Below are 2,554 nucleotides of genomic sequence, written 5' to 3'. Positions count from 1 at the left end.
CGGGGTTTGCAGTCTCGCTTCCTTCAGTGCATGCCTCACGGCAAACCACCTTGCGACTTGCTAACGCTTCGGGGCGTTACCCCCGCACGTAAGGGACTTGCACCCTCTGGAATATTATGGTATCTTCGATACCAGATGCCCATGCCGGGCACACACATCACCTTGGATACAGCGGGCGGTTCAAAGTAAATTGAAAGTTTAGTATCTTTAAGAAGTTAGGAGTAAACTTGAAGTGTACGGCTCCGAAAGCCCGCCGTCTCCAAGCTGAATCCCGTTAGGTGCAAGCGTAGGACGACCGACAGAGCAATCATAAACCGACCGACAGAAGAACAAAATATTAACTTTGAAACCGAAAGAAAAAAGTAAACGACATAATGACTGAGAAAGCACAGAATAAAAATCTAAATCAAGCGAAGACCAATAAAAAGGACGAGTTTTATACACAGCTTTCCGACATCGAAAGAGAGTTAAAGTATTACAAAAAGCACTTTAAGGACAATGTTGTTTATTGCAACTGTGACGACCCACGAGTAAGCAACTTTTTTCATTTCTTCTCATACAACTTTGAGAAACTCGGACTGAAAAAACTTATTGCGACCTGCTATAAAAGTCAAGATATGGACTTGTTCAGTCAAAACAATTCTGAACAGGCAATCTACTTAGAATATACAGGAGACAAAAACGGAAATAACGTTCCCGACCCAAACGAAATCGGAATTAAAAAACTGAAAGGTGACGGAGATTTTAGAAGTAAAGAATGTATTGAACTTTTGAAACAAGCCGACATTGTTGTAACAAATCCACCTTTTTCACTATTTCGTGAATATGTTGCTCAACTCATTGAATACGATAAAAAATTTGTTGTAGTTGGTCATCAAAATGCGATTACTTACAAAGAAATATTTCCGTTAATCAAAGACAACAAACTTTGGTTAGGTTATGGTTTTAAAGGTGGTGCAGGACATTTCATAAACGAGCATTACGAAGACTACGCAACAGCAACAGACCGTAAAGAAGGAATGATTAGAGTTTCAGGCGTTCATTGGTTCACCAATCTTGAAATCAATAAGCGACACGAAGATTTAATCCTTTACAAAAATTATACACCCGAAGAATATCCTAAATACGACAATTACAATGCTATTGAAGTATCCAAAACAAAGGATATTCCTATGGACTTTGACGGAGCAATGGGAGTTCCAATAACATTTATGGATAAATACAATCCAGACCAATTCGAAATTCTTGGTGCAACTGAAAGTGAAGGAAAAGGATTTTCAAATGGTCTTTGGGACGAAACAAGTAAAGTTGCTCAACCTTTAGTAAACCAAAACAGAGTATACAAAAGGATTTTTATCAGAAACAAGAAAGTGCAGAAATGAAAATTGAACTTAAAGAAATAACAGTCCGAGACCTTACAAACGGTTACGAAGACAACCAAGAAAACGGAGTAATTGGTTACGGTGGCAAATTGGACATTCGCCCACCCTACCAACGTGAATTTATTTACAAAGACAAACAACGTGAAGCCGTAATAGACACTATTACAAAAGACTATCCTTTAAACGTAATGTATTGGGCTGTTCGTGAAGATGGCAACTTTGAAGTTATTGATGGTCAACAACGGACAATTTCTATAAGTCAATTTGTAGAAGGAGATTTTGCATTTAAAAGCAGATACTTCCACAACTTACAGAAAGACGAACAAGAGCAAATTTTGAACTACAAAATAATGGTTTATCTGTGTAGCGGAACAGACAGCGAAAAATTAGAGTGGTTCAAGACAATCAACATTGCAGGAGAAAAACTAACCGACCAAGAATTAAGAAATGCAGTTTATTCAGGTTCGTGGGTTTCAGACGCAAAAAGATATTTCAGTAAAAATGGTTGTGCAGCTTACGGTTTGGGGGGCGACTACTTAAACGGAACACCAATAAGACAAGACTATTTAGAAACAACAATCAAATGGATAAGCAATGACGACATTGAGCATTATATGGCAAAGCAACAACACGAGCCAAATGCAAATGACTTGTGGTTGTATTTTCAAAGTGTAATAAATTGGGTTAAGGTGGTTTTCCCAAAGTATCGCAAAGAAATGAAAGGCATACAATGGGGCTTTCTTTACAACGAGTTTAAGGACAAAAAATTTGACCACAAAAAACTTGAAGAAGAAATCACCAAACTAATGCAAGACGAAGACGTGACCAACAAAAAAGGTATTTACGAATACGTTTTGACACGCAAAGAGAGATTTTTAAATATTCGTGCATTTACAGACAATCAGAAACGAGAAGCATACGAAAGACAGAAAGGAATTTGCCCTGTATGCACCGAAGAATATAAAATTGAAGAAATGGAAGCCGACCACATTACACCTTGGCATTTAGGCGGACAGACAAGTGCTGAAAATTGTCAAATGTTGTGCAGGGACGACAACAGAAGGAAAAGCGGAAAATGAAGATAACAAACGACATAGGACAAGAACGCCAGCACCTAATCGAGTAGACGGCCCCGCCAACCGTTAGGTTAGCGAGGTGCGCCTCTCACACCA

At 38.6% G+C, this 2,554-nt stretch carries 3 protein-coding genes; all 3 read left to right on the top strand.

Annotated features, from left to right (window positions below):
* The coding region (locus IAQ59_RS21680) for a hypothetical protein (RefSeq protein WP_209332949.1) at window positions 1-189 on the top strand (189 nt) is incomplete at its 5' end.
* A gap of 185 nt (window positions 190-374) precedes the next feature.
* Entirely contained in the window at window positions 375-1,382 is a 1,008-nt protein-coding gene (locus tag IAQ59_RS21675; protein WP_209332948.1) for an adenine-specific methyltransferase EcoRI family protein, read from the top strand.
* Window positions 1,379-2,461, top strand: a complete 1,083-nt coding sequence (locus IAQ59_RS21670) for a GmrSD restriction endonuclease domain-containing protein (protein ID WP_209332947.1) — start codon at window positions 1,379-1,381, stop codon at window positions 2,459-2,461. Before IAQ59_RS21675 ends, IAQ59_RS21670 begins: the two co-directional genes overlap by 4 nt.
* The last annotated feature ends 93 nt before the right edge of the window (window positions 2,462-2,554 follow it).

Source organism: Lunatimonas salinarum (assembly GCF_017811155.1).
Classification (GTDB): Bacteria; Bacteroidota; Bacteroidia; order Cytophagales; family Cyclobacteriaceae; genus Lunatimonas; species Lunatimonas salinarum.
This window is presented reverse-complemented; position numbering and strand designations above follow the sequence as displayed.

Bases quoted from the DNA above. Each gene is read 5' to 3' on its own strand.
- IAQ59_RS21670 (WP_209332947.1), top strand. From the start codon at position 1,379: ATGAAAATTGAACTTAAAGAAATAACAGTCCGAGACCTTACAAACGGT.
- IAQ59_RS21675 (WP_209332948.1), top strand. From the start codon at position 375: ATGACTGAGAAAGCACAGAATAAAAATCTAAATCAAGCGAAGACCAAT.